We start from the raw sequence: 26,304 nt of genomic DNA on the forward strand, positions 1-26,304 counted from the left end.
GGGCTTTCCATCAGTGGGAAAGAAGAAAACCTCCACTGATGGAAGTTTCACTTTATATTTTATGTGAATAACTTCTGAAATTTTTATTAACAACTATTAACATATAAAAAACATGATATACTAATAAATATAAGTATTATATGTTTCTTTGAATATATTAATATTAATGATTAGTTTAATAGCATTCAAATATTTTATCATACATATAGAAAATAGGGGGGAATTATATGACGATTATGCAACCTGAACCGAATTGGAACTTGGTTACGGATACGTATACAGAGCCGGAAAATTTTGCAGATTTACTCTCTTTGCTTATACCAGAGTATCCAAAAGGGGAAGGAAAAGAACGAACTATTTTGGCTTGGAAAGAAAAAGAATTTTATAAGAAAGAAAATTTAATTCCTTTTATTTTATATGGAATGAAAAAATTACATAATCTGCCGAAGTTTCATAAAGATGAAATGCCAACTTTAGTTCGAATTATTCGTTTATGTCAAGAAGTAGGATGGTATCAACAAGCTTATACTTTTATGGTTGCTGAGGGATTAGAGGAATTTGTACAAACATCGCTTGAGTACGAATCATGGGATGTATTTACACAAGTAGTCGCTTGGAATTATTTAATTATAAAACAAAAGGTTACGGAATTAGAAAGTAATGATGATTTTATTTGGGAAAGAATTAAGTTTAATGTAGAGTGTATTGAAAAGTATAAGACGCTTTTGTCTCATAAAGAAATGATGGAGTTTATGTTTCTGTTTCTTTGTAAACAAGCAAAGGCATTATCAAAAAAGCAGTTAGATGAAAATTTAATGGAGCTTGCAAAATATTGTAATACATATATTTGTGATGTATACACGTTAGATTTATTAAAAAAATATCGAAAATGTACAGATTTCTTAACATATTATGAACCAAGCCGTGCTGTTGTAGCATGTCAGCGTGCAGTGATTGCACAAATATCTGATCATCTGAATCCGTTAAAGACAACTCATGTTGATGATTATTTGTTTGTTATAAAAGAGATGATGGAACATATGTCATTTGAGTTTATAACAAAATATGAGCACTTTATTGGGAAATTATTATCGTACATTCCATTTTTTGAAATGATTCAAGTTCCACAGCAAATGTATTATTGTGAAGAACTTATGCATATATGCAAAGGAATCGGTTATAAAGAGGAACTACTACGCAATTATATATTTATACAATTACCAAATTGTTTTCCTTCTTTTATTAAGCAATTTTTAAAGAATAAGCGCTATGCATCAATACATGATATTTTATTTTATTGGTGCAGTGATGAACAACGTATGAATTTAGAACATAAATATAATTTAAGTTTTATTTATGAGCAATATGCATGCGGATAAACGAGAAAAGTAGTTTTAATTTATATAGAACGTAAAAAAGGATTCCACACGATGTGGAATCCTTTTTTAATAGTAAAGAGAAAGAAAAATGATTGTAAAAGAAATCATGCCGTACAAAAGAAATTGACTATTTGTATTATCTTTAATGCCGAAAAAATGATTCATTCTTTCATACGAGTCTAGAAAAGATTTCATTAGACTGGTTGTAAAGAATCGGTGCACTATTTCCCCACTTTCCATGTTTCTTGTTGTTGATGCTGTTGTTTCCGATATTCTGGAACATATATATATTGAGAGACTATAAGAAGAATAGTCATAAAAAATACTGGAAATATTGCCGAGACATGTAAGCCATTAAAATTAATATTTGTTATTAAAGAACTGATAATGAATAGAGCAGTATATATGTGTGAAATATGTCGCTTTAGTCGAATTTTGAATATTTCCATAAGCACTTCACAAGTAACAAATGTAATAACAATGCTTAAAAATACAATGTTTATGTTGTAAATTAATAAGCAACAAATTAAACCGAAAAATGCTAAATACTCAATCAGTAATGGAATATTACGTATCATTATGCGTTACCTAACTAAGAAAGGAAGTGGATTTACAGCATTTGTTTTTTCAAAATTCCATTCCCCGTTATGCAATTCAAAATGCAAGTGTTGTCCAAATGAATGCCCTGTATTTCCCATATAACCGAGCAATTGGCCTGTTTGTACTGTATCTCCTGCTTTGACAGCGCGGCTTTTCATGTGGGCATATACAGTTGTGTATAAGTTCCCGTTTATACGATGGGCAACAAATACAACGTTCCCATAGCTTGTAGAATAATATGATTTCACAACAGTCCCAGATGCGGCAGCTTGGATTGGCACATTTCCTGTTGCTGCAATATCTACACCATAGTGCATTTCTCCCCAGCGTACATCAAATTCTGAGCTGATTTTTCCTTGAGCAGGATATTTAAATACAGCTGGAATAGATGGTGTAGCTTGCTGTTTTGGTTGCTGCTGCTGTTGTTGTCCTTGCACTTGCACTAAATAATGCTGTGCGACATAGCCATATCCTGATCCGTAGCGAACTTTATACCATGTTCCCACACTTTCAACGACTTGTACTTGTGTTCCCTTTGCTAAAGAACCGATAATAGCTGTATTTGTTCCTGCTCCGCTGCGTATTTTTAACGTTGGAGTGGCAACAAAATAAGAACTTCCGCCTTGTACAGTAATTCCTTTTACTAATGGCTGATCGGCGTTAGATAAAAATTCTTTCTTTACATAACCGCTTGTTCCATTATGTATAACTTTATACCATCCATCTTGTTCTTCTTGAACAGTAACAAATTTCCCGTTTGGTAATACAGTAATAATTTCAGATTGTGTATTTGGTTCAGAGCGAACGTTTAATGCATCTACATTTACGATATATTGATTTTTTTCTAGTTTGGTTAACGAAATGGCTTCTTTTTTGACATAGCCAGTGTTATTGTGAGTGTGAACTTTGTACCATTCATTTGTTGTTTCAAGAATAGTAACGGGAGTGTCACGTGTAATGTTATCAATAACAGAGTCTGTTCCATTCGGGCTATTGTACATTTGTAATGTTTCCGTTTTTACATAACCAATGTTTGCTTTTGCTGTTTGCTCTGCTTCTACAGTATGTACATTAGAGTCTGCTATAGAGGGGAGCATAGCGGCAACTGCTACAGTAGTTGCTGTTAGTGTTGCAATTTTTAAATTCATATATTCATAGACCTCCTTATGTGATAAATTGGTATAATCTAAATTATAATATGAAGATATTAAGTTTGTAACATATTTATGGATGAAAAACAAACGAAAGCTTTTTTCTCTATATGTAAGTTACAAAACTTTTCTTTTTAGAGTGGTGAATTTGGCCGCGTATAGAAATGGGCAAGGCCTTTTTCTACCACATGCAAGGTTTAAACAAAAAGGAGAAAACAAGTAGCGGTCATGATGTATTTTGCATAGCAGCGACTTAAATGTCGAAAAGTGAAAATGGGTATATACTAAAAGGATAGCAGATTTATAGCTATTATGGAAAGAGCGAGAAGAAATTCGATTTTTTCTGAACTTACAGATAGGTAGAAGGAGAAATGAAAAGAGTTGCGGGTGAGATATTGTGATGGTATACTGACTATGTTAAATGAATATACTGCTAGGGGGGCTAGTGTTGCTAGCTGAGAGTAAGACCTATAGTCTTTGACCCTTGAACCTGATCTAGATGATGCTAGCGTAGGGAAGCAATTTGGACGATATAAATAATGTCCCCGTTTCTTTATGCATAGAAACGGGGACTTTTTTATTGAAAATTTTATAGAACACCACTAGGGGTGCTTAAAAGCTGAGAGAGGTAAAAACCTTAACCCTTATAACCTGATCTAGGTGATGCTAGCGTAGGGAAGTGGAAACAACAAATGAGTTTTTCTTTTGTTTGCTGTGGCCACTTCTTATATAGAAGTGGTTTTTTATTTGGAAACATATATACAGGAAGGGGAAGCGGAAATGACATTTTGTGAAAGACTATTTGAAAAGGTGCAACCTGTTTGGGAAAAGAGTCATAATCATCCATTTGTAACAGGAATGGGAGATGGAACGTTAGAGAAAGATAGATTTCAATATTATATTGTTCAAGATTATTTGTATTTGTTAGATTACGCCAAGCTATATGCAATTGGTGTTGTAAAAGCAACAAACCCAAAAGTGATGGCGAAATTTGCTGAACAAATTGATGGGATTTTAAATGAGGAAATGACGATTCATAAACAATATGCAAAGCGCTTAGGAATTTCTGTTGAAGAGATGGAATTAGCAAAGCCGTCTGCTATGAATCTAGCATATACAAACTATATGATGTCCGTTTCACAAAACGGTACACTTGCTGAGTTAATTGCAGCATTGCTTCCGTGTATGTGGAGTTATTGGGAGATTGGAAAGCGTTTAAATGCTATTCCAGGAGCGCGCGATCACGAATTTTTTGGTGAATGGATTCAAGGATATAGCTCTGATGAATATGGGAATCTTTGCGTATGGTTAATTGATTTATGTAATGAAATTGCAGTAGGGAAAACAGAAGAAGAACGAAATCGTTTAGAAGAGATTTTCTTATATTCCAGCCGTTTTGAATACTTATTTTGGGATATGGCATATCGTAAGGAGATGTGGGGTTTTGAGGAGCAAGAACATACTACAATTTCATAATGTTTCGTTTCGGTATGATGAGAAACCGATTATAGCGAATCTTGATACTGCAGTACAAGAAGGGGAATTCATTAGTATTATCGGGCCAAGCGGCTGCGGGAAAAGTACATTGTTTCGGCTTATTACAGGGCTTGAGAAAGAAAATGCCGGCACGATAGAGGTGAAGGGAACGACTCCTGTTGGCTATATGCCGCAAAAAGATATGTTACTCCCGTGGCGAACCATTATTGAAAATGCAGCTTTGCCTCTTGAATGTCAAGGAATGAAGAAAAAAGAGGCACAAATGAAAGCACAAGAGCTGTTGGAGCAGTTTGGACTGCAAGGGTATGAAAAGAAACAGCCAAAAGATTTATCAGGCGGAATGCGGCAACGCGTATCTTTTATTCGTACGTTGTTAACGGGCGGCGACCTTTTATTATTAGATGAACCGTTTAGTGCACTTGATGCATTAACGAAGGCATCTCTGCAAGAATGGTTGTTTGAACAATGGAAACATTGGCAAAAAACATTTTTGTTTATTACACATGATGTTGATGAAGCGCTTTATCTTTCTAATCGTATTTTTATCGTAACAGAGCAGCCCATTACATCATTGACTGAGCGGATTGTGCCGCTTGGGAAAGAGCGCTCTCGAAAAGATTTGCATCGCCCAGAAATGCTGGCATTAAAAGATGAACTCATTGGCATGTTGCAAAGACAGGTGCTTGTATGAAACGAATGGTAGATTATGTTCCGGCTATTATTGTAATTACAATTTTACTGATTGGATGGGAAGTAGGAGCACGGATTCTTGATGAAATGTACATTTTGCCGTCTCCAAGTGCTATTGTTCAAAAAATATGGGATTTGCGGGATATATTGCTTACAGTGCATTTACCAGCAACGCTTTCTGTTACTGTAATCGGTATTGTTATTTCCATTGTATTAGGTGTTGGGTTAGCGATGTTGATGAGTATGAGTACATTTGCTGAGAAGGCATTTTATCCACTATTAGTTGCTTCACAGACTATTCCCATTACAGCTTTAGCACCATTATTTGTTTTATGGTTTGGCTATTCGATTTGGAATAAGGTTGTTGTCACAGTACTGATTACATTCTTTCCAATTGCGGTGAATACGTATGATGGCCTTTGTAGTACGAAAAAGGAGTGGGAAGAGCTTTTAATTACATATGGTGCAACAAAAAAAGATATTTTTTTAAAATTGAAATTGCCGTCTGCACTTCCCTATTTTTTCTCAGCTTTAAAAGTGGCTGTGCCGTTTAGCGTGATTGGGGCAGCGATTGGAGAGTGGCTTGGGGCACAAGCAGGACTAGGCTATTTTAGTAAACGAATGATGACACAAATGGATGGTGCGGGTGTGTTTGCACCAATCGTTTTATTGTCACTTCTCGCTATTTTCTTTGTATTACTCGTTTCGATATTTGAGAGGAAATTTATTAGTTGGAGGAAGCACTCATGAAATTATTAAAGCGCATCTTTGTGTTTACATTATTAATTGCGATGATTGCTGGGTGTTCTAGCAATTCGGCATCAGAAAAGAAAAAAGGTGAAAAAGAAGTAACGGTCATGCTTGATTGGTACCCAAATGCAGTGCATAGCTTTATTTATACAGCAATTGAAAAGGGTTATTTTAAAGAAGAAGGTGTGAAGGTAAATATTAAATTTCCTTCTAATCCAACTGATCCATTAACGTTAGCGGCAGCAGGAAAAGTAACAGTTGGATTGTATTATCAGCCTGATGTTGTGATTGCGAGAGCGAATGAACACATTCCAGTAAAATCTATCGGTGCAGTTGTTCGTTCCCCTTTAAATCATGTTGTATCGCTAAAATCAGCAGGCGTTTCTTCTCCTAAAGATTTGGAAGGAAAAACAGTGGGATATTCAGGGACACCGTTAAGTGAAGAATATTTAAAAACGATGATTAAAGAAGACGGTGGAAACCCAAATAACGTAAAAGTAGTTGATGTTGGTTTTGATTTAGTACCGGCTCTGACTACGAAAAAAGTAGATGCTGTTACAGGGGCATATATTAACCATGAAGTTCCAGTCATGCGTCATGAAGGTTCCGAGCCAGCATATTTCAACCCAGCGGATTACGGTGTACCGAACTATCATGAACTTGTATTTGTAACAGGCGATAAAACATTGAAACAAGATAAAGAAACATTACAAGCCTTTTTACGCGGGGCAAAAAAAGGTTATGAATTTATGAAGAAAAATCCAGATGAAGCATTAAATATTTTATTAAATCATCAAGAAAAAGAGAATTTCCCACTTATTCCAGAAGTTGAAAAAGAGAGTATGAAAATTTTATTAGATAAAATGGAAACAAAAGATGAACCATTTTTATCAGATACAGCAAGTTCGTGGGAAAAACAAAATAAGTGGCTAAAAGAAAAAGGAATGGCAAAAGAAATTGTTCCGGCAAACGAGTTGTTTGAAAACATTTTAAAGTAGGCGAAAGGGTATGAAAGCTGAGCTTCACGTTATATCAAATGGTCGTATGTCATTTGAAGAGTTAGCGCATATAGCAACCGATATTGAAAGTGAAATAGATTATTTGCACATTCGTGAGCGAGAGAAAAGTACGAAAGAGTTATATGAAGGTGTGGAAAAGCTCTTACATAAGGGGTTTCCTTCTTCTAAACTTGTCATCAACGATCGGATTGATATTGCAATTTTATTCAATATTAGACGTGTGCAACTTGGATATCGCAGCGTGGATATAAAGTCTGTTAAAGAAAAATTTTCTTATTTGCATGTTGGTTACTCGGTGCACTCATATGAAGAAGCTGTTTCTGCTTTTAAAAGTGGTGCAGATTCTCTTCTGTATGGGCATTTGTTTCAAACAAACTCCAAAAAGGGAGTTCCGCCAAGAGGATTAGCAGGGATTACCGAAATGGCAAAACATTTAGCAATCCCAATTACCGCTATTGGAGGGGTTACTCCTAATAATACGGCAGAAGTACTCGGTACCGGTGCTGCTGGTATCGCGATTATGTCCGGAATTTTAAGTGCAGTAAAACCGAATGAGCAGGCGAAGTTATATAAGGAAACGATACGAAAGTGGGCGAGAAATCATGAAAAAAATATATGATGTTGCCATCGTTGGCGGCGGTGTAATCGGAAGTTCGATTGCACATTTCCTTGCTGACAGAGGTTATAAAGTTGCTATTATTGAAAAACAAAAGATTGCTTCTGAAGCGTCTAAAGCAGCAGTTGGACTATTAGGTGTACAGGCGGAATGGGATGAATACGATCCGCTGTTTGAATTAGGTAGGAAAAGCCGCGCGATGTTTCCAAAACTTGCAAGTCTATTACGTGATAAAACCGGAATTGATATAGGATATGAAGAAAAAGGAATTTACCGTATTGCTCAAAATGAAGAAGAGAGTGTACGGCTTCTTCATATTATGAAATGGCAGCAGCAAACAGGAGAAGAGTCCCATTTTATCTCAGGAGAAGAACTACGGAAAAAAGAACCCTATTTATCTACTTCGATTATTGGAGCAGTCTACCACCCAAAAGATGGTCATGTGATTGCCCCGGAGCTGACGAAAGCATTTGCTCACTCTGCTGCGATATCTGGAGCGGATATATATGAAGAAACTGAAGTGTTTGATATTCAAATGAAAGATAATCGTGTAACAGGATTGCTTACAACAGAGAGCGCAATTTCATGTGAAAACGTAGTAATTGCAGGCGGTTCATGGAGTACAAAACTATTAAAATATTTTCACCGTGAGTGGGGGACATATCCTGTTAAAGGTGAAGTCGTTGCAGTGCGCAGTCGTAAGCCATTATTACAAGCACCTATTTTTCAAGAGCGATTCTATATCGCACCGAAGCGCGGTGGACGTTATGTCATTGGGGCAACAATGAAACCTCATACATATAACAAGGCAGTGCATCCTGAAAGTATTACTTCTATATTAGAGCGTGCGTATCAGATTCTTCCAGCGTTAAAGGAAGCAGAATGGGACGGGGCATGGGCAGGATTACGTCCACAATCAAATCACAGTATGCCATATATCGGCAGACATGAAGAAATTACTGGTTTATATGCTTGTACGGGCCATTACCGAAATGGAATTTTATTAAGTCCAGTTTCAGGAGAGTATATGGCTGATCTTATAGAAGGAAAGCAAGAAAATCGTTTACTAGATTCATTGCTTTCTCAATCTATGTAAATCAATTTCATTTTCAACATATAAGTTACTGTTAGGCAAAAAGGAGACCTGCACTCGTGTTTTTAGCAAGGGAAGTGGCAGAAAAAGGCCCTGACCGTTACTATGCAAGGCTAGGACCACTCGCCCACCCTAAAAGAAAAGGATTTTAAGTTTGTTATACCTTTAATAAGGAGGCTGAAAGCTTGAATTTAAAAATTAACGGTAGGCAAGTAGAGGTACCAATTGAGGTTAAGACGGTAGCTGATTTGCTTGTTCATTTAGGATTAGAGACGAAAATTGTTGTTGTAGAACGTAATCAAGATATTTTACAAAAAGAGGATCATCAAGATACATCTGTTTTTGAGGGAGATCAAATTGAAATTGTCACATTCGTAGGAGGCGGTTGATTATGTTAAAAATTGGACCATTTACTTTTCAGTCTAGATTGTTATTAGGAACAGGGAAATTTTCAGATTTTGATGTACAAAAGAAAGCGATTGAAGTATCAGAAGCAGAAATTTTAACGTTTGCGGTGCGTCGTATGGATATTTTTGATGCAGAGCAGCCTAATTTACTAGAAAAAATTGATGTAACAAAGTATACCCTTCTTCCCAATACAGCAGGAGCAAAAACAGCAGAAGAAGCGGTGCGTATTGCAAAACTAGCAAAAGCATCAGGATTATGCGACATGATTAAAGTAGAAGTAATTGGTGATGATAAAACGTTATTACCAGACCCAGTTGAAACGTTAAGAGCGTCAGAAATGCTATTAAAAGAAGGGTTTATCGTTTTGCCGTATACGTCTGATGATGTTGTATTAGCACGTAAATTACAAGAATTAGGCGTTCATGCGATTATGCCGGGTGCATCGCCAATTGGCTCTGGTCTTGGCATTGTAAACCCGTTACATTTAAGTTTTATTATCCAGCAAGCAACTGTTCCCGTTATTGTTGACGCGGGCATTGGTAGTCCGGCTGACGCAGCATTTGCGATGGAATTAGGTGCAGAAGGCGTGTTGTTAAATACAGCTGTTTCCGGGGCAAAAGATCCTGTGAAAATGGCAGAAGCAATGAAGCTTAGTATTCAGGCAGGAAGATTAGGGTTTGAAGCAGGACGTATTGCACGTAAGCGCTGCGGGGCCGCAAGTAGCCCGTTAGAAGGAATGAGTATCCTTGAATAGCCGGTATTCTCGTCAAGTGTTGTTCTCTCCAATTGGGGAAGAGGGACAGAACAAAATAAGAGAAAAACATGTACTTATAATCGGCGTGGGAGCGCTTGGTAGTGCAAATGCAGAGATGCTCGTTCGCGCTGGAGTTGGCAAAGTGACGATTGTTGATCGTGATTACATTGATTGGAGTAATCTGCAGCGCCAACAGTTATACTGCGAGGAAGATGTAGAAAATCATTTACCAAAAGCAGTGGCAGCTAAGCGGCGCTTACAAGCCATTAATAGCGATGTAGTTGTAGAAACTTATGTGCAAGATGTAACAGCAGAAGAACTAGAAGAACTTGTTACAGGTGTAAATCTCATCATCGATGCAACAGATAACTTTGAGACACGGTTTATTGTAAATGATATATCGCAAAAGCATTCTATTCCATGGATTTACGGAGCTTGTGTTGGGAGTTACGGTCTTTCTTATACGATTTTACCAGGAAAGACGCCGTGCCTATCTTGTTTATTGCAGTCGATCCCGCTTGGGGGAGTGACATGTGATACAGCGGGGATTATTTCGCCTGCTGTATCTATTGTTGTCTCACATCAAGTTGCGGAAGCATTAAAGGTTTTAGTAGAAGATTACGAGGCACTTCGTGAGGGGCTTGTGTCATTTGATGTGTGGAAAAATGAATATTCATGCATGAATGTACAAAAGTTGCGAAACAAGCACTGCTTATCGTGCGGAGAAGAAGCCGTTTATCCGTATTTAAGCAAGGAGAATACTTCCAGGGCGGCTGTTTTATGCGGTAGAAATACAGTACAAATTCGTCCGCCGCATAAAGAGCAGATTCATTTGTCTATGTATAAAAATCTGCTGCAAAACCGTGTAACGGATTTAACAGTGAATCCGTATTTATTATCGTTTTCTGTTGAGAATAAACGGTTAGTAGCATTTCAAGACGGCCGTGTGCTTGTGCATGGGACAAAGGATATAGCGGAAGCAAAAACGATTTATCATCGTTACTTTGGTTAAAAAGGGTGAGTGAAATGAGAGTGAATAAAGCATTAACGATTGCTGGCTCTGATAGCGGCGGCGGTGCGGGGATTCAAGCAGATTTAAAAACATTTCAAGAGCTCGGTGTGTACGGAATGACAGCTATTACAACGATTACGGCCCAAAATACGCTTGGTGTACAAGGGGTGTATCCTGTTCCTGTAGAAGGAATTGAAAAGCAGTTACATTCTATCGGTACGGATTTAACGCCAGATGCAGTGAAACTTGGGATGTTATTTAGTAGTGAGATTATTAAAATCGTAGCTGAAAATATTAAATCATTTTCATGGAATAATATTGTACTAGACCCTGTTATGATCGCAAAAGGCGGAGCATCGTTATTACAACAAGAAGCTGTAGCAGCATTACAAGAACATTTATTGCCGCTTGCAACGGTAATTACGCCAAATGTTCCTGAAGCAGAAGTATTAACAGGAATGAAGATTCATACGATTGAAGACAGTAAAGAAGCTGCGAAAAGATTGCATGATTTAGGTGCGAAGTTTGTCGTGATGAAAGGCGGACATGCAGCGTATCAAGGGAATGAAGTAATTGATTTATTGTTTGATGGAAATGAGTTTATGGAGTATAGAAGTAAACGGATTGCGTCGATACAAACACACGGAAGCGGTTGTACGTTTGCCGCAGCTGTAACAGCAGGACTCGCGAAAGGTTGCGAAACTGTAGATGCAGTTCGTGAAGCGAAGAACTTTATTAGTATAGCAATTGAAGATGAGCTGAACATAGGCAGCGGTCACGGACCAACGAACCATTTTGCGTATGGACGTAGAAATATACGTGCATAAATATATATATTTTTAGAAAAGCCAATTAAAAAAATTGGCTTTTTTCATGTTTACTTTTTCCAAAATTAGGAGTAATATATCAGCCAGAATCTATTTTTAAGAACGCTTAATCCAGACTTTGGAGCGGGGGAACCAACTTTGTGCATTGTCACTTGGGGTGAATCCTTTTTCGAAGGTAGGGCTACTCTCAAAGCCCGAATCCGACAGCTAACTTCGTAAGCGTGTTGAGAGAGGATGGTGCAAGTGAATACATCAATTCATCGATCCGACTAGCATAAGAGAATTTTAATCTATACTGAAAAATTCTTTTATGTGAAGGAGGATCTAGTGCATGGATAAGGAAAAAGAGTACACGCTCATTTGTGTAGGAGAAGCTGCGAAAGTAAAGAGTTTAAAGGATTTAGCACCGTTTCAAAGTGAAATGGTCATTTTTGCAGCAAGTGAGCATGTGGTAAGTGAAGTGAAAGCATGTGGGTTTCAACAAGCATATTGTTGTCCGGATGATCCGAGCATGATTGTGAACATATGCAAAGGAATTAACAAAGCGATTTTACTAGGAGATGAATTGTCTACAATTAGCTTCTTCGCTGAACGTATTCGCTCTTCTTTTACCGCGCCTATTACAGTTGTCACGCGAAATAAACAATATCCAAAGCACCTCTATGAAACGATTGGAATTAAATTAGTGGTGTTTACAACTTGTGATAATATTTCGTTTTTGACTTTAGAGTAGGGGCGGAGGAATCGGATATGAAAGAAACGATGAAAGTATTACTTTGCCGCGAGTTAGCAAAGCGCTGGGCACTATCGTTAGAACGAGTACATGAATTAGCAGAACATGATCCATTCTTTCCGAAGCCATATGTGATTCTTCCGCCAGAAGATATCCGTTTATATTTAGAACAAGATATTATCGAATATGAGAAGCAGCATGCAGAATTGGTGCAAGTATATATTCGAGGTCGTAACTTACGGTCTTTTTTATAGTTTAGAAGGTTATTTATCAATATGAATTGAAAAACTAGCATGAAAACCTCTTTTTTAGATGGGCGAGAGGCTCTGGCCGTGCATAGAAGCGGTCAGGGCCTTTTGTGCCACGCGCGAAGTATAAAACAGAGGGAGCAAGCAAAGTAGCGGGTCCTATTGAATTCAGCGTGGCAGTGATGTGCATGTTGAAAAAAAGGTATAAAACTGCATTTTTTAGAGAGAGGTCCTGGCCGTGCATAGAAGCGGTCAGGGCCTTTTTTTGCCACGTGCGAGGTTTCAAACAAAGGGAGGAAAACGGGTCCTGTTGTATTTGATTTATTGAGATAATCTTCTTTTTTCACTTGTAAAAGAACGTATACATAATGAAAAAGGAAGAAAATCAAAGAAAAAAGATGATAAAGATGTATTTATCCTCAATGTAAGCGTTTAAAAGGTCTTATATTTTTATATTTTCGTTATTTTACCTCTTTACAAGCGAAATGTAGAGGAGTATATTTACATTCATAAATTGTTCATAAAATTTCCAAAAAACAACCTGATATCGCTGAGTCCAGAAATGGAGCGGGGGAACCAATTTTGTGCATTGTCACTTGGGGTGAATCTTTCATGATGAAAGTAGGGCTACTCTTTAGGCCCGAATCCGACAGCTAACCTCGTAAGCGTTTGGAGAGGAGGTTTACTTTTGTGTTGTTCATTTTCGAACACTGAGTAGATCCTCAGTGTTCTTTTTTATGCTTTCGATGGTAAAATTTTACATTTAGTGAGGGATGAAGAATGTTAGATATCGCTATGATAGGAATTTTAATTGTGTTAGTTGGATCAATGATTGGTCTTGCAAGATGGTCGGATCATGTTGTGAAGGAAGGGAAGAAGCAATGACTATTGCAGTATCAATTATTGTTGCTTTACTTACTGTGTACTTAGTTTATGCGCTATTAAATCCAGAAAAGTTTTAATTAGGGGGAAAGGTTTATTATGATTTGGATTGCCGTTTTGGTCACAATGTTATTATTTGTTCTTGTTGCAAAGCCAACCGGGATTTATTTAGAGAAGGCGTTTCAAGGAAATAGCAAATTGGATAGAGTGTTCGGACCTTTTGAAAATATTATTTTAAAAATTTCCGGTGTGAAACCTTATAACCAGAGTTGGAAGCAATACGCATTATCATTAGTTGCGCTTAATGGATTTATGATTGTTGTTGTTTATTTCATACTTCGCCTGCAAGGTGTATTGCCATTAAATCCAGCTCATGTTGAGGGGATGGAACCTACACTGGCTTTTAATACAGCGATTAGTTTTATGGCAGATACAAATTTACAGCATTACAGCGGTGAAAATGGTGTTTCGTACTTATCACAATTAATCGGAATTACGTTTTTAATGTTTACAGCACCAGCAACAACATTAGCGATTGTAATGGCTTTTATAAGAGGTTTAGCAGGGAGAGAACTTGGAAATTTCTTCGTAGATTTTACACGTGCTTTAACGAGAGTTTTTCTCCCAATTGCATTTATAGCAGCATTGATCTTCGTTGCACTTGGTGTACCGCAAACGTTAGAAGGAGCAGTTACAGCTCATACAATTGAAGGTGTGAAACAAAGTATATTACGTGGTCCGGTTGCTTCTTTCGTTTCTATTAAGGAATTAGGGAACAACGGCGGAGGATTTTTCGGGGCAAACTCAACGCATCCATTTGAAAACCCAGGTCAAATCAGTAACATTTTACAAATGATGCTTATGATGCTGTTACCAACAGCTTTACCATTCACATACGGAAGAATGGTAGGGAATAAAAAACAAGGACGCGTTCTTTTCGTTTCTTTATTCATCGTATTTTTAATGGGGTTTACAACAATTGTAACGTCAGAGTTACATGGAAACCCAGCGTTAAATGAAATGGGAATGCAGCATACTCAAGGCAGCGTAGAAGGAAAAGAAGTCCGCTTTGGAACCGTATTTTCTTCACTATACGCAACAGTAACAACTGCAGCGGAAACAGGTGCTGTTGATACAATGCATGATACGTTGACACCAATCGGAGGACTCGTACCACTTGTAAATATGATGTTAAATACAGTATACGGCGGGGTCGGTGCAGGATTTATCAATATTATTATGTACGCAATCATCGCGGTCTTTATATCGGGATTAATGGTGGGACGTACACCAGAATTTTTAGGGAAGAAGATTGAAGGAAAGGAAATGAAATTAATTGCGGTAACAATACTATTTCATCCTTTACTGATTTTAGGATTTTCAGCATTAGCTCTTTCAACTCATCTCGGAACAGATGCTATTTCAAACTCCGGTTTTCATGGTTTGACACAAGTTGTATATGAATATACTTCTTCGGCAGCGAATAACGGTTCCGGTTTTGAAGGTTTGGCAGACAATACGGCGTTTTGGAATATTACAACTGGTATCGTGATGTTCTCAGGGCGTTACTTTAGCTTAATTACAATGCTCGCTGTAGCGGCTTCATTAAAAGAGAAAACGGTAGTACCAGAAACAATCGGAACATTCCGAACAGATAACGGTTTATTTGGCGGTATTTTCATTGGAACAATTGTAATTGTAGGGGCATTAACGTTCTTCCCAATGTTAGTGTTAGGACCAATTGCAGAATTTCTTACATTGAAGTAATGGAGGGTACATGATGAAACCTGTAGTGGTAAAAGATAAACAACCGAATCAATCGATTGTATCACCAAAAACGGAAGTCGAAAATGAAGTAAGACAAGCAAAAACGATGGATCGTGACATTATTACAAATGCGATAAAAGAATCTTTTGCAAAATTGAATCCGCGAGTGATGGTGAAAAATCCGATTATGTTCGTGGTGGAAATAGGGTTTTTCCTAACATTAATTTTATCATTTTTACCTAATGGATCTAGTAGTATCCCAGGGTGGTTCAATATAACGGTTTCTCTTATTCTATTATTCACTGTTTTGTTTGCTAATTTTGCAGAAGCATTAGCAGAAGGACGTGGGAAAGCACAAGCTGATTCTTTAAAGCAGTCGAAAAAAGATGTATTCGCAAATGTAATAAAAGAAAATGGAAGTGTTGCTAGAGTTTCAGCAACTGAACTGAAAAAAGGCGATGTTGTTATTGTAAAACAAGGTGAAATGATCCCTAGTGACGGAGAAGTCATTCGCGGGTTAGCGTCTGTCGATGAATCAGCCATAACTGGTGAATCTGCACCAGTTATGAAAGAAGCTGGCGGTGATTTTTGCTCCGTTACCGGCGGTACAATGGTAGTAAGTGATGAAATTACAATTCGAATTACGAGTAATCCTGGTGAATCTTTCTTAGATAAAATGATTTCTTTAGTAGAAGGGGCATCTCGTCAAAAAACACCAAATGAAATCGCTCTTAATACGGTCTTAATGAGTTTAACACTTATTTTCTTAATCGTTGTTGTGACATTACCACTCTTTACGAATTATCTTGGTTTTCAAATTGATACAGCTATACTCGTTGCACTTCTTGTTTGTTTAATTCCAACAACAATTGGTGGGCTATTATCGGCAATCGGGATTGCCGGTATGGACCGTGTAACGAAGTTTAACGTGTTAGCGATGAGCGGTAAAGCAGTGGAAGCAGCTGGTGATATTAACACAATTATTTTAGATAAAACAGGTACAATTACATTCGGTAATCGCATGGCACATACGCTTTTACCAGTAGGAAATGAAACAATTGAGCAAGTAGCAAAATGGGCGGCGCTTAGCTCCGTGTTAGATGAGACGCCAGAAGGACGTTCGGTTATTGAATACGTACAATCAAAAGCACTCTCTTATAACGGTACACTTGCTGAGCAAGGTGAGTTTGTTCCATTTAAAGCTGAGACACGTATGAGCGGTGTGGACTTAACGGATGGTGTAAAAGTACGAAAAGGTGCGGTTGGTGCTGTGATTGAATGGGTACAATCGCAAGGCGGTATGGTTCCGAAAGATTTAAATCAAAAATCCGATTTAATTGCAAAAGAAGGCGGTACACCGCTTGCAGTTGCAGCAAATGATCGTATTTACGGATTAATTTATTTAAAAGATACTGTAAAACCAGGTATGCGCGAACGATTTGAACAGCTTCGTCAAATGGGGATTAAAACAGTAATGTGTACAGGTGATAACCCGCTTACTGCCGCAACCATTGCGAAAGAAGCTGGTGTAGATGAATTTGTTGCAGAATGTAAACCAGAAGATAAAATTGCGGTTATTAAAGCAGAGCAAGACAAAGGAAAGCTTGTTGCGATGACAGGTGATGGTACAAATGATGCACCAGCTTTAGCACAGGCCGATGTTGGTCTAGCGATGAATAGTGGTACAGCAGCAGCGAAAGAAGCAGCAAATATGATTGACTTAGATTCAAACCCAACGAAAATTATTGAGGTTGTAGGGATTGGTAAGCAGCTATTAATGACGCGCGGTGCGCTAACAACATTTAGTATCGCAAATGATATTGCGAAATACTTTGCAATTATCCCAGCGATGTTTACATTGGCAATTCCGCAAATGGAAGCTCTGAACGTTATGAAATTGCATTCACCATTGTCAGCGATTTTATCAGCGCTTATCTTCAATGCAATTATTATCCCGATGCTTATTCCTCTAGCAATGAGAGGGATTGCTTATAAACCGATGAGTTCTAATGCATTATTAGGACGTAACCTATTCATTTATGGACTTGGCGGAGTAATTGTTCCGTTCGTCGGTATTAAGCTGATTGACATGTTTGTAGGATTGTTCATTTAAAGAAAAGGGGAAATGAAAATGTTTGAAAAACAAAAGATACTTTCACCTGTCATTCGTATCACCTTTACATTTCTTGTTATATGCGGGCTCATCTATCCACTGCTAGTTACAGGAATTGCGCAAGCGGTTATGAAAGATAACGCAGACGGAAGTCTAATATATAATGAAAAAAATGAAGTCATTGGATCGAAATTAATTGGTCAAAATTTTACAGACCCACGTTATTTTCATGGACGTGTCTCTAGTATAGAATATAAAGCAGAAGCATCTGGCTCTAACAACTATGCACCGTCTAATCCAGATTTAGTAAAACGTGTAGAAGAGAGTGTGGAAAATTGGAAGAAGGAAAATCCAGCAGTTCCTGTTACGGAAGTTCCAATGGATTTAGTAACGAATTCAGGTTCAGGCTTAGATCCAGACATTAGTCCACAAGCGGCTTACGTACAAGTAGATCGTATCTCTAAAATAACGAATATTCCGAAAGAAAAAATTAATAAGCTGATTGAATCGCAAACAGAAGGGCAAGCACTTGGATTGTTTGGAGAAGATCGCGTCAACGTGTTGAAGTTAAATGTAGAATTACAAAAAATGATGAAATGATAACGATGCTACCTCAATCGCTTAGATTGAGGTAGCATTGTTTGGTCGGAAAGGGTGCATGTTGATGTATGCAGATGACTATAAGCCAACGTTTCAAAGGCGAACGCCAGAAGAATATTTAGAATATATTCGTCAACAAAATCGGGGGAAATTAAAGCTTTATGTCGGAGCAGCTCCTGGAGTCGGAAAAAGTTATAAAATGCTTTTTGATGCTAGAGAGATGCGAAAAGAAGGCATTGATGTTGTAATTGGTCTTATTGAAACGCACGGCCGAAAAGAAACAGAAGAGGCGATTGCTGAGTTAGAAGCGGTTCCGTTAAGAGAGATTCATTACAAAGGGAAAGTGTTTCCAGAACTCAATGTCGAAGCAATTATAAAACGGGCACCGCAAGTTGTGATTGTAGATGAGTTAGCCCACACGAATATCCCTAGTTCGAAACATAAAAAACGTTATCAAGATGTCGAAGAATTATTGGATGCTGGCATTGATGTTTTGTCTGCATTTAATATTCAACATTTGGAAAGTGTTCACGATATCGTCGAGCAAATTACAGGGGTCAAAGTAAGAGAGCGCGTTCCTGACTTCATTTTACAAAAAGCAAATGAAATTCAGCTTGTTGATGTAACGCCAGAAGTACTTCGAAAACGATTGATGGACGGAAAGATATATAAGGAAGAAAAAATTCAACGGAGCTTAAATCACTTTTTTACGCTAAATAATTTAGGAGCACTCCGCGAATTATCACTTCGAGAAGTTGCAGATGATATGGACGAGAAAATTAGTCAATTTACTGAGGAACCAATTGGAGTGAAGGAAAAAATTCTAGTTTGCGTGCAGTATAGTTCTACGGCAGAAAAGCTCATTCGCCGCGGCTGGCGCATGGCAAACCGTTTAAATGCAGAATTATATGTACTAAATGTAGAAAGAGAAACGATTGAATCTATATCAGAAGCAAAAAAACAAGTTATTGAAGAATGGAAAGCGTTAACGAATCAATTTGATGCAACCTTTTTATTAGAAGAAGCAAAAGGTAGTAAACCGGCAGATGTCATTATTAAGGTGGCAAAAGAGCGACAAGTTACGCAAATTTTACTTGGACAATCAGCAAGAACGAGATGGGAAGAAATTCGAAAAGGTTCCATTGTAAATGAAATTATGAGACTGACGAAGAACATTGATATTCATATTGTGGCGGATCAACGGGGGTAGGGAAAGAGAATCTCTAAAAGCGGTTTTTTAGAGATTCTTTTTTATATCTACTAAATTCTAGATTTCTTCTTTTCTTGTATGAAAATGAATGAAATTCTTCATCGCATATAAGAGAAACAATAGAAAAACTATGGATCCCGAAAAGAAAATCCAAAAGTAATTTTGATCAAATAATAGAAAACTGCCAAGGAGTGGACCTACTCCCATTCCGAAGTAGCGAATAAAGTTATAGATGCCAATAGCAGTTGCACGTTCAGTCACAAATTCTTCTGTTAATAAAGTTGTATGAGTTGGCATTGATAATCCCATGCTGAATCCGTATAAAGAAATGACGATAATAAGGATAGGGACATTCATGCTATAGGTGATAGAAAATAATAAGATACATGCAATATGAAAGAAACTTGTAAAGAGTAAAGCCTGTTTTGTCTGGATTTTCTTTTGTAACATTTTATAACAATAACTACCTAACATCATACATAATGACATGGGAACAAAGAATAGCCCAATTGTATGTGGATGAAGATGAAATAAAGTTTTTAACATGGATGGTAAAAAGACAAGGAAGCAAAAATAAAGATAAAATTGCATAAAACCAATTATGACAATGGTAAAACCAATCTTACTTTGTAAAACGCGAAAGTAATGTTTTGTTGCTTGCTGTTTTATAGAAGAAACTGGTTTTGTTTCTGGAAGTAACACAATGTTTATAAGTAATAAAATGATACTAATCGCTGCTAAAAAGAGAAAGATAGAAACGTGACCATTTCGATTTCCTAAATAGCCCCCCAATAAAGGACCAATAGCAGGTGCCAGCGCTAAAAGCGTCTGGTACATACTCATTGCTTTTCCGCGCTCATTTCCTTCATATAAATCTCCAATTATGGTAGCTGAAACAACTGGGATAGCTGCTGTTCCAAAAGCTTGAATGGCTCTGAAAATAAGAAATATATAAATGTTTGGTGAAAATACACAACCTATTGAGCCGATGAAACTCAGCAATAGACCTAGAATGATAATGGATTTCCTTCCTTTTGTATCAATAAGTGGACCGTATACAATTTGCATAATCGCAAGTACAAAAGTAAAAACGGAAACAGTAAGATTGACCAAATATAATGATGTATGAAATGACCCCTGAATCATTGGTAAGATAGGAGTATACATATTTTGAGATAGAGAGCCTAATAAAGCGCTAATACAAATGACATAGAAAATAGGTGTTCGGTTTGTTGTAGTTGTCATAAATAATCTTCCTTTTAGTTTCCTTGGAAACTAAAGTAATTTTAACATGATTTTCTATTTTGTAAATAGATAGTGTGAATTCTATTTTTAATGTGGCATACTATAAAGTATAATTGTTTCTAAGGAAACGTAAATTGTGTTTGGAGGGAAACAAAGTGAACCGGACAGTGCAACAAAAAGAAATATTAGTCGATATGCAAGCACTTATTCATAAGAAAGAAGAGTACATGAAAGAAGTACATGAACAGTTTTTTAGTGAAATTGGGATAAGTGATATCTCATTATCAGAATTACATGTGATTGCTTGTATAGGGCAACAAGGTTTGATGAATGTAACAGCAATTACTGAAAGTATGGGAATGACAAAAGGGGCCATCTCTAAAATTTGTACAAAATTATTTAATAAGAATTTTGTTGAAAAGATGAAAATGTTGAACAACCAAAAAGAAATATTTTTCCGTTTAACAGACAAAGGAAGAGAAATATATCATGCTCATGAAGCGTTACATAATGAAGCGGAAGAAGAGTGGTTATCACTTTTAGATAAATATACAAAAGAAGAGTTGGAGGTTATTCACCAATTCATAGCGGATGTAACGATGCATATAGGAACGAAGAGGAAATAAAGAAATATTTCGTTTCAGTCAAGTCGTCTGAATATGGTTTCTCAACAGTTTTATATATAATAGAAAGAGATAGTTAACAACATGAATTATTACATATAAGTTAAAAAACAACATAAAAACCCCTTTCTTTTTAGGGGGCGAGAGCATCTGGCCGTGCATAGAAGCGGTCAGGGCCTTTTCCTGCCACATGCGAGGTTTCAAACAAAGAGAGAAAGCAAGTGGCGGTCATGTTGTATTCTGTATAGCAGTGACTTATATGTTGAAAAATGAAAATCGATTTATATAAAACGAGGAGAGAGAGCCATGCTTGAAAATACGGGTTTAGTATTAGAAGGCGGCGGTATGCGCGGCGTATATACAGCTGGTGTATTAGAATATTTTATGGAGAACGATTTGCATTTTCCATATGTGGTTGGTGTATCAGCGGGTGCGTGTAATGCAGCGTCGTATCTTTCAAGACAAAAAGAAAGAAATAAAACAGTAAACATTGAATATGTGACACATCCAAGATATTTATCGTATAAAAACTTTTGGAAAAAGCGTCAGCTCTTTGATATGGATTTTATTTTTCGTGAAATCCCGATGCAGCATGTACCATTTGATTTTGAAACGTATTTCAATACGGAGCAGCAATTTCTTGTCGGAACAACGGATTGTGAAACTGGACAACCTGTCTATTTTGAAAAAGGCCGTTCACAAGAAGAGGCATTAACAGTATTACAGGCATCGAGTTCATTGCCTTTTGTCGCACCTGTTGTAGAATTTGACGGGAAAAAGTTATTGGATGGCGGCATTTCAGATCCGATTCCTGTTCGAAAAGCACAGGAAGACGGTTACCGAAAATCCGTTGTTATTTTGACAAGGAATAAAGGCTATATGAAGAAAAAATCAAGATTAGGATGGGTTGCAGGGAAAGTATATAAAAATTATCCTAATCTAGTAAAGACAATGCTAACTCGTTACGAAGTGTATAATGAGACTCTTCATTATATTGAGAAAGAAGAAGCGACTGGAAATATATTTGTGATTCGGCCGACAGAGCAATTACAAGTGGATCGTATGGAGAAGAATCCAGATAAATTACAACGTTTATATGAACAAGGATTTCGAGATGCTGAGAAAATGTATGATGGTTTGGTGCAATTTCTAAGTAAGTAAAAAGGTGACTCAAAGTAATATGAGTCACCTTTTTTTAATGCGGTAAGAATACTAACTGATAAGCAAATAAAATACCAAACAAGTATACAAGCGGATGAACGGCACGGAATTGTCCTTTTGCCACTTTCATCAGCGGGTATGAAATGAAGCCAAGCGCAATACCTGTTGCAATGCTTGATGTAAGCGGCATGCTTAAAATGACTAAAAATGCTGGAAAAGCTTCATCAAATACATCCCAATTAATGTGACGAACTGCGCCCATCATCAAGCTACCAACAATAATTAATGATGGAGCTGTAATAGCTGAAACGCCAGATACTGCACCGACAAGTGGTCCGAAGAATGCAGTTACTGCAAATAATGCCGCAACAGTTAATGTTGTTAGGCCTGTACGACCACCAGCCGCAACACCAGCCGCAGATTCAATATAAGCAGTTGTTGGTGTTGTCCCAAACATAGAACCAATCGTTGCTGAAATAGAATCGGAAAGAAGAGCACGTCCGGAATTTGGAAGCTTGCCATCTTTCATAAGGCCGCCTTGCTGTGCAACGCCAAGTAGTGTGCCTGTTGTATCGAATAGTGTTACAAGGAAGAGCGAGAAGACAACGCCATATAATCCGTAGTGAATGACATCAGACACTGCTGTAATTGGATTAGAAACAATTACGCCTTCTGGTAAACCTGGCAGAGAGGTAACTCCGTTTGAAAACGTTAATTGTCCAGTAAAGTAAGCGATAACTCCTGTTAATAACATACCGATAAATAATGCACCGTTCACGTTTAAAGACATCAGTACTAACGTAATCCCAAGTCCAGCTAATGCAAGTAAAACAGACGGAGAGTGAAGATCTCCAAGTCCAACTAAATTTGAAGGATGTTTCGTAACGATGCCTGTTAGACGCAAGCCGATAAATGCGATAAATAAACCGATACCAGCTGTAATGGCATGTTTTAAGTTTTCAGGAATAGCTTCCATTAATTTTGTACGGAAAGAAGTTAATGATAGCAAAATTAAAATCATACCTGCTACGAATACAGCAGAGAAAGCAATTGCAAATGTCATGCCTTCATGAGTTTTGACAACTGAGTAAGCAAAGTAAGCATTTAATCCCATACCCGGTGCAATTGCAATTGGTAAATTTGCAAAGAATGCCATACATAATGTTCCGACAACAGCAGCGATGATTGTTGCTGTAAATGCTTGTTCAAATGGAACACCTGCATCACCAAGGATAACTGGGTTTACGACGATAATGTATGCCATTGTTAAGAAGGTAATAATACCAGCCATAATTTCAGTTTTAATAGAAGTTTGATGTTTTGAAAGGTTAAACATAAAAACATCCTTTCTTTTTACGAATAATTGTCACAACAGTTATATATAATATTCGTTATTTTGTTTTTTGGCAAGAGTTTTAGAGAAATAAATTCATTTTTTCGGTTTTCTATGGCTAAATTTCGAATGTTAAACGTGTTTTCTATGTATATATTTCGTTTTTTGTAAGAATTAAGTATATTTTTTGATTTCGTACATCATAAGAAAGACATATGATAAGGAGGTTTTATAGTATGACACAACAAGAACAACCGAAGAAAACACTGCCCCCTCAGCATCAAGAGAAACAGCCGGGAATTGAAAAAATCATGAATCCACGCCCTAAATGTATAGATGAGAAGTATGTAGGAAGCGGGAAGCTTCAAGAGAAGTCCGCACTGATTACGGGAGGAGACAGCGGAATTGGGAGAGCAGTAGCGATTGCTTTTGCAAAAGAGGGAGCCAATATAGCCATTGCGTATTTAGATGAACATGAAGATGCAGAGGAAACGAAGCGTTGGGTCGAACAGCAAGGTGTAAAGTGTTTTTTATTTCCGGGAGATGTAAGTGATGAACAGCATTGCCAGCAAGTTGTAGCAGAGGCTGCAACGCAATTGGGAGGTTTAAATATTGTTGTGAATAATGCCGCGCAGCAATATCCGCAGCAAGGCTTAGAATTTATTACAGCAGAGCAGCTGGAAAAGACGTTTCGGATTAATATCTTCTCGTATTTTTATATAACAAAAGCTGCACTTGCTCATTTAAAACAAGGTGATGTCATTGTGAACACTACTTCCATTACGGCGTATGAAGGAAATGAGCAGCTCATTGATTATTCGGCAACAAAAGGAGCGATTGTTTCCTTCACACGTTCATTGGCAAAATCTTTAGTTCCAAAAGGTATTCGTGTTAACGGCGTTGCCCCAGGTCCCATTTGGACACCGCTTATCCCATCAAGTTTCGATGAGAAAAAAGTATCTGAATTTGGCAGTAATGTCCCGATGAAACGGCCGGGACAACCGTATGAATTAGCACCGGCGTATGTATATTTAGCCTCAAATGATTCTACTTATGTTTCTGGACAAATCCTTCACGTTAACGGGGGCGTGATTGTTAACGGTTAGGACTACTCTCGTGACGAACGGTGTCGAAGGATCCTTAAATTGTGTCGAACCGGCGATATATCACAAATATCGCCGATAAATGTACTATTTCCGCCGATATATTGTAAAAAGCGCCGATATTTTCTGGGCGCGTAAAATCGAGGCTGACCTTTAAGGTCAGCTCTCATTCATAAGAATTGAATTTATAGTAAAAACTAAATGAACCATAGTATTTTCATGGTGAGATTTTGAGGGGAACGTGGAGGTGACATTGATGAAAAAAGCATGTTCACTTGCATTAATATTTCTTTTCTTTTTTTTATATGTACCAATTACATTTGCTGAAAAGGCAGATCATTTATTGCTTATAAATTTAACAACAAATCAATTATCTTTTTTTGAAAATGGAAACTATATACGAACTTTTCCTATTACTACTGGCAAGAAAATTACACCTACACCAGAAGGAACGTTTTGCATTATTAATAAATATAAAAATAAAGAATATCATCGAAAAAATATTCCGGGCGGTGCACCGAATAATCCACTCGGTACTAGGTGGATGGGCTTAAATAAAAATGAATATGCCATTCATGGGACAAATCGTGAATGGACGATTGGCAGGCGTGAGTCGAACGGATGTATTCGTATGTATGATCGAGATATTCAATGGTTGTATGAGCGAATTCCATTACAAACGAAGGTAATTATTACTCATTTTCATACATCTCCTGAATATGCGGCGCATCAATTTGGATACCGAGTTGTTAGCTGGAGCGGACGTATATTAGAGGAAGAACAGATCGGGAAGATTACAACGATCGATCAAACGAAAATATATTGGCAAGAACCGAATGGACAATTTACAGAAATTCTAACCGTATTACCGAATGAGGTATATCCGGTGTATTCGCAAGGAAAGAATGGACTATATTATATAGGAAATAATTTGTATATTATGGATGAAAAAGAAATGACGGTAAAGTATGAGCAACTTCCTTACTCGATATTAAGTAATATCTATAAACGAAAATACGAGGTAAAGTAAAGGATACTGTTTGGAAATGGTATCCTTTTTCATATCGCATTGGAGTTCCTCTTTGAATAGAATGATGTAAAGGCGAGGGGGAAGATGCGGTGGAGAAGGAAGACGGTAAATTTGCATTTAAAATTTTTTTAATTACATTGTGTTTATTTGCTATCTATTTGTTCATTTCATTTATCTTTTCTATGTACATTCCGTATGTAGACTTATTGATATTAGTGGGATTTGTATGGGCATTTGTTGAAGCGAGGGAGTGTGAAGATAGTATATATCGCTGGGTTACATTAGGTGGAACAGCTTTTATTCTTATTGTATATGTTGCAATGATGCATGATGCTTGGAAGCAAGTGTAAGAGCGTACAATTAATCGTACGCTCTTACATCTTCAAGTGCCGGGAGGGAAGAGATTGCCCCGTAATTTGTACAAGTAAGTGCTCCAACTTTGTTTGCAAATGAAAGCCCA

28 protein-coding genes, 1 pseudogene and 4 riboswitches are annotated in these 26,304 nt (G+C 37.3%); of the genes and pseudogenes, 24 read left to right on the plus strand and 5 right to left on the minus strand.

Going from position 1 to position 26,304, the window contains the following annotated elements:
• Positions 1–227: 227 nt before the first annotated feature.
• Positions 228–1,379: a DUF3965 domain-containing protein gene (locus tag V7024_RS14980; protein ID WP_335521319.1), complete on the plus strand. Its 1,152-nt coding sequence runs from the start codon at positions 228–230 to the stop codon at positions 1,377–1,379.
• 221 nt (positions 1,380–1,600) lie between these two features.
• On the opposite strand, the gene V7024_RS14985 is transcribed toward V7024_RS14980, so the two are convergent.
• Complete coding sequence (locus V7024_RS14985) at positions 1,601–1,957, minus strand: hypothetical protein (protein WP_335521321.1); 357 nt, start codon at positions 1,955–1,957, stop codon at positions 1,601–1,603.
• Between the two features lie 6 nt (positions 1,958–1,963).
• The gene (locus V7024_RS14990) at positions 1,964–3,127 is read right to left on the minus strand and encodes an SH3 domain-containing protein (protein ID WP_335521322.1); all 1,164 of its coding nucleotides are present in this window, start codon (positions 3,125–3,127) and stop codon (positions 1,964–1,966) included.
• Positions 3,128–3,555: 428 nt separating this feature from the next.
• Positions 3,556–3,664: riboswitch (TPP riboswitch) on the plus strand.
• Between the two features lie 60 nt (positions 3,665–3,724).
• Positions 3,725–3,825, plus strand: a riboswitch (TPP riboswitch).
• 85 nt (positions 3,826–3,910) lie between these two features.
• Between V7024_RS14990 and tenA the strand changes: the two genes are divergently transcribed.
• The 18 genes from tenA to kdpDN all read left to right on the plus strand — a co-directional run bounded on the left by tenA (position 3,911) and on the right by kdpDN (position 19,349).
• Positions 3,911–4,606, plus strand: coding sequence for a thiaminase II (tenA, locus tag V7024_RS14995; RefSeq protein WP_335521324.1), 696 nt, complete (start codon positions 3,911–3,913; stop codon positions 4,604–4,606).
• The gene (locus V7024_RS15000; protein WP_335521326.1) at positions 4,575–5,318 is read left to right on the plus strand and encodes an ABC transporter ATP-binding protein; all 744 of its coding nucleotides are present in this window, start codon (positions 4,575–4,577) and stop codon (positions 5,316–5,318) included. Before tenA ends, V7024_RS15000 begins: the two co-directional genes overlap by 32 nt.
• Positions 5,315–6,067 carry an ABC transporter permease gene (locus V7024_RS15005; RefSeq protein WP_335521327.1) on the plus strand — a complete coding sequence of 251 codons (753 nt, stop codon included), beginning with the start codon at positions 5,315–5,317 and terminating at the stop codon, positions 6,065–6,067. The genes V7024_RS15000 and V7024_RS15005 overlap by 4 nt, the downstream gene beginning before the upstream one ends.
• A complete protein-coding gene (locus V7024_RS15010; protein ID WP_335521329.1) occupies positions 6,064–7,065 on the plus strand; it encodes an ABC transporter substrate-binding protein in 1,002 nt (333 codons plus the stop codon). Before V7024_RS15005 ends, V7024_RS15010 begins: the two co-directional genes overlap by 4 nt.
• Before the next feature lie 10 nt (positions 7,066–7,075).
• Complete coding sequence (gene tenI, locus V7024_RS15015; protein WP_335521331.1) at positions 7,076–7,705, plus strand: thiazole tautomerase TenI; 630 nt, start codon at positions 7,076–7,078, stop codon at positions 7,703–7,705.
• Positions 7,689–8,798 carry a glycine oxidase ThiO gene (thiO, locus tag V7024_RS15020; protein WP_335521333.1) on the plus strand — a complete coding sequence of 370 codons (1,110 nt, stop codon included), beginning with the start codon at positions 7,689–7,691 and terminating at the stop codon, positions 8,796–8,798. Before tenI ends, thiO begins: the two co-directional genes overlap by 17 nt.
• 182 nt (positions 8,799–8,980) lie before the next feature.
• A complete protein-coding gene (gene thiS / locus V7024_RS15025) occupies positions 8,981–9,184 on the plus strand; it encodes a sulfur carrier protein ThiS (RefSeq protein WP_335521335.1) in 204 nt (67 codons plus the stop codon).
• A 2-nt stretch (positions 9,185–9,186) separates the two neighbouring features.
• Complete coding sequence (locus tag V7024_RS15030) at positions 9,187–9,957, plus strand: thiazole synthase (protein ID WP_335521337.1); 771 nt, start codon at positions 9,187–9,189, stop codon at positions 9,955–9,957.
• Positions 9,950–10,969, plus strand: a complete 1,020-nt coding sequence (locus V7024_RS15035; protein ID WP_335521339.1) for a thiazole biosynthesis adenylyltransferase ThiF — start codon at positions 9,950–9,952, stop codon at positions 10,967–10,969. Before V7024_RS15030 ends, V7024_RS15035 begins: the two co-directional genes overlap by 8 nt.
• 5 nt (positions 10,970–10,974) lie before the next feature.
• On the plus strand, positions 10,975–11,796 hold the full coding sequence (gene thiD / locus V7024_RS15040; RefSeq protein WP_335521341.1) for a bifunctional hydroxymethylpyrimidine kinase/phosphomethylpyrimidine kinase: 822 nt from the start codon (positions 10,975–10,977) through the stop codon (positions 11,794–11,796).
• A 93-nt stretch (positions 11,797–11,889) separates the two neighbouring features.
• Positions 11,890–12,034, plus strand: a riboswitch (cyclic di-AMP (ydaO/yuaA leader).
• A gap of 93 nt (positions 12,035–12,127) precedes the next feature.
• Positions 12,128–12,529 carry a hypothetical protein gene (locus V7024_RS15045; protein ID WP_335521342.1) on the plus strand — a complete coding sequence of 134 codons (402 nt, stop codon included), beginning with the start codon at positions 12,128–12,130 and terminating at the stop codon, positions 12,527–12,529.
• A gap of 17 nt (positions 12,530–12,546) precedes the next feature.
• Positions 12,547–12,783, plus strand: coding sequence for a hypothetical protein (locus tag V7024_RS15050; protein WP_335521344.1), 237 nt, complete (start codon positions 12,547–12,549; stop codon positions 12,781–12,783).
• 532 nt (positions 12,784–13,315) lie between these two features.
• Positions 13,316–13,459: riboswitch (cyclic di-AMP (ydaO/yuaA leader) on the plus strand.
• 98 nt (positions 13,460–13,557) lie between these two features.
• Complete coding sequence (locus V7024_RS15055) at positions 13,558–13,662, plus strand: signal peptide protein (protein WP_335521346.1); 105 nt, start codon at positions 13,558–13,560, stop codon at positions 13,660–13,662.
• Positions 13,659–13,739, plus strand: a complete 81-nt coding sequence (kdpF, locus tag V7024_RS15060) for a K(+)-transporting ATPase subunit F (RefSeq protein ID WP_335521393.1) — start codon at positions 13,659–13,661, stop codon at positions 13,737–13,739. Before V7024_RS15055 ends, kdpF begins: the two co-directional genes overlap by 4 nt.
• A 19-nt stretch (positions 13,740–13,758) precedes the next feature.
• Positions 13,759–15,426: a potassium-transporting ATPase subunit KdpA gene (kdpA, locus tag V7024_RS15065; protein WP_335521347.1), complete on the plus strand. Its 1,668-nt coding sequence runs from the start codon at positions 13,759–13,761 to the stop codon at positions 15,424–15,426.
• Positions 15,427–15,439: 13 nt separating this feature from the next.
• Positions 15,440–17,539, plus strand: a complete 2,100-nt coding sequence (gene kdpB, locus V7024_RS15070; RefSeq protein WP_335521349.1) for a potassium-transporting ATPase subunit KdpB — start codon at positions 15,440–15,442, stop codon at positions 17,537–17,539.
• Between the two features lie 18 nt (positions 17,540–17,557).
• Positions 17,558–18,139 carry a K(+)-transporting ATPase subunit C gene (gene kdpC, locus V7024_RS15075; RefSeq protein WP_335521352.1) on the plus strand — a complete coding sequence of 194 codons (582 nt, stop codon included), beginning with the start codon at positions 17,558–17,560 and terminating at the stop codon, positions 18,137–18,139.
• Between the two features lie 64 nt (positions 18,140–18,203).
• Positions 18,204–19,349 (plus strand): KdpD-like non-kinase potassium sensor, encoded by a 1,146-nt coding sequence (gene kdpDN, locus V7024_RS15080; protein WP_335521354.1) that lies wholly within the window; start codon positions 18,204–18,206, stop codon positions 19,347–19,349.
• 57 nt (positions 19,350–19,406) lie between these two features.
• Here kdpDN and V7024_RS15085 read toward each other — a convergent pair whose 3' ends face one another.
• Entirely contained in the window at positions 19,407–20,594 is a 1,188-nt protein-coding gene (locus V7024_RS15085; protein WP_335521356.1) for an MFS transporter, read from the minus strand.
• Positions 20,595–20,788: 194 nt separating this feature from the next.
• On the opposite strand from V7024_RS15085, the gene V7024_RS15090 reads away from it, so the two are divergent.
• Both V7024_RS15090 and V7024_RS15095 read left to right on the plus strand, forming a co-directional pair.
• On the plus strand, positions 20,789–21,220 hold the full coding sequence (locus V7024_RS15090; protein ID WP_335521395.1) for a MarR family transcriptional regulator: 432 nt from the start codon (positions 20,789–20,791) through the stop codon (positions 21,218–21,220).
• 303 nt (positions 21,221–21,523) lie between these two features.
• Complete coding sequence (locus V7024_RS15095; RefSeq protein ID WP_335521358.1) at positions 21,524–22,378, plus strand: patatin-like phospholipase family protein; 855 nt, start codon at positions 21,524–21,526, stop codon at positions 22,376–22,378.
• A gap of 34 nt (positions 22,379–22,412) precedes the next feature.
• On the opposite strand, the gene V7024_RS15100 is transcribed toward V7024_RS15095, so the two are convergent.
• Positions 22,413–23,714: an NCS2 family permease gene (locus V7024_RS15100; protein ID WP_335521360.1), complete on the minus strand. Its 1,302-nt coding sequence runs from the start codon at positions 23,712–23,714 to the stop codon at positions 22,413–22,415.
• Positions 23,715–23,947: 233 nt separating this feature from the next.
• Between V7024_RS15100 and V7024_RS15105 the strand changes: the two genes are divergently transcribed.
• The 3 genes from V7024_RS15105 (at position 23,948) to V7024_RS15115 (ending at position 26,194) form a co-directional block, all read left to right on the plus strand.
• Positions 23,948–24,817: an SDR family oxidoreductase gene (locus V7024_RS15105; RefSeq protein WP_335521362.1), complete on the plus strand. Its 870-nt coding sequence runs from the start codon at positions 23,948–23,950 to the stop codon at positions 24,815–24,817.
• Between the two features lie 253 nt (positions 24,818–25,070).
• Positions 25,071–25,844 (plus strand): L,D-transpeptidase, encoded by a 774-nt coding sequence (locus V7024_RS15110; RefSeq protein ID WP_335521364.1) that lies wholly within the window; start codon positions 25,071–25,073, stop codon positions 25,842–25,844.
• 89 nt (positions 25,845–25,933) lie between these two features.
• Entirely contained in the window at positions 25,934–26,194 is a 261-nt protein-coding gene (locus V7024_RS15115) for a hypothetical protein (protein ID WP_335521366.1), read from the plus strand.
• 10 nt (positions 26,195–26,204) lie between these two features.
• Here V7024_RS15115 and V7024_RS15120 read toward each other — a convergent pair.
• A pseudogene (locus tag V7024_RS15120) lies at positions 26,205–26,300 on the minus strand (carbohydrate kinase); the annotation flags it as partial.
• Between the last annotated feature and the right edge of the window lie 4 nt (positions 26,301–26,304).

The organism is Bacillus sp. JJ864 (genome assembly GCF_036963045.1).
In the GTDB taxonomy this organism is placed as follows: domain Bacteria; phylum Bacillota; class Bacilli; order Bacillales; family Bacillaceae_G; genus Bacillus_A; species Bacillus_A pseudomycoides_C.